The organism is Acinetobacter sp. Ac_3412 (genome assembly GCF_013072675.1).
Lineage (GTDB): Bacteria > Pseudomonadota > Gammaproteobacteria > Pseudomonadales > Moraxellaceae > Acinetobacter > Acinetobacter higginsii.
The window spans coordinates 1-1,559 of record NZ_LXUJ01000006.1; the positions used below are offsets into that span (position 1 = coordinate 1).

At 47.1% G+C, this 1,559-nt stretch carries 1 protein-coding gene; it reads right to left on the reverse strand.

The window, feature by feature from the left end; genetic code table 11:
- A partial coding sequence (gene vgrG / locus A7P54_RS03430) for a type VI secretion system tip protein VgrG (protein ID WP_171548660.1) occupies positions 1–1,559 on the reverse strand: 1,559 nt, incomplete at both ends.

The following is a 1,559-nucleotide window of genomic DNA, read 5'->3' on the forward strand; positions in this document are numbered from 1 at the left end:
ACTTGTTTAATGCCATTCTGCGCAGCAAACACACTGATTCTGTTTTGCGCATGCGTAACCAGATTTTTCTGTGTACTCAGATTAATACTGTCGCCTGCAAACTGATTGATCTGCCCATCCGCGGATAAATGAATATCCTCACTGGTACTTAGGCCAATCCCCGCTGGCGAGTTCAGCAATAGCAATGATTTTTTAAACTGAGCGATCTTCTCTTGAATCTGCTCAGCAAATTCTTTGAGTTGATCCAGCGATTCTATTTCATCGGTCTGCTGATTCTTAGCCACTTCACTTAAAGCTTTGGCATTGTTTTGATTACCGTCTAGCTGTTGCTTGGCAGGTTGCGCATCCAGATGTTCGCCTTGGGCTTGATCCTGTTTATGCGTGGAAAGTAGTAAACCCTCGCCTGCACGCACTGCACCCCACTGGTCGGTGCGCAGTTCAAAACCTTCACCGCGATCTTCACTTTCCGCTGTTGCTTTAGGGTGACTCAGTTTGCCGAGGTTGAGTTGACTGGCTGCATGACTGCTTTGCAACTGGGCGCTGATCTGTCCTGTGGTGTCATCAAAGCGCAGTTGGTTAAAGCCTTCACCTTGATACTCTTTGGACTTAATCCCTGCCAGCTTCTTGGTGTCAGGCAGCTTGCCTGCATGGTCAAATCTAGTTGGACTACGATGGCCTTCGTGGATTCTTCCCACTACAAATGGACGGTCGATATTGCCATCAAAGAAGTCGATGACTACGATTTCATCAATACGTGGCAAGAATCGTGCGCCATAGCCTTCACCAGCCCAAGGCGTGAGTACATCGACCCAAGCTGAATCGGTGTCGTTGTCATTCGCTCCCGCACCACCATCATGGCTATGGTCATCATTGCGAGTAAACAGGAAGCGGACTTTAATTCGTCCCCATTCATCTACATAGATTTCTTCACCGCTTGGCCCAACCACTTTAGCACGTTGCGGTGAAGCTGCTGGACGGTGTTGCAATGGGTTAAATTCAGGAACGGTTTTGATATTGCGGCGTTGCAGAATCAGCTGGTTGGCTTGGCGTTCTTCATTATTATTAGATTGAGTCGGTTGCCAGTTACTTTGTACTAATAATTGATTGATCTGTTGATGTAAATCTTTAGGCAAGTTGTTTTGGTTATAGAAGTTTTTGCCCGTAATCAGGAATTCTTTATCGCTGCCATCATGCTGATCTATTTCAGGGTGTTCAGCCAGTTCAAACCAGTAACCCACATGCGTATCTCGCACGGTGCTATGGGCTGTAAATTTTTTGGATTGTAAGTCGTAGTATTGACCCAAGTTCCGATTCAGTTTTTCAATTTGGGCATTGCCCGATGGGGTTGCGCCATCTTCCCCATTTAAATCTTGCATCCATGCCGGTGAAAAGTGCCATGCCTGTTCTAGACCAAGACTGGCATTGTCATGTTGTTCGCTGTGCTTATGTGTGCTCTGTACACTGCCTGCACCATCTTCTTGTTCCAGTGCATCGGCTTGCCAGCGTTGTACATGTACGCTGCTCGGCTGTAGAGAGCGTTGTCCAACCAGACTGGTCAT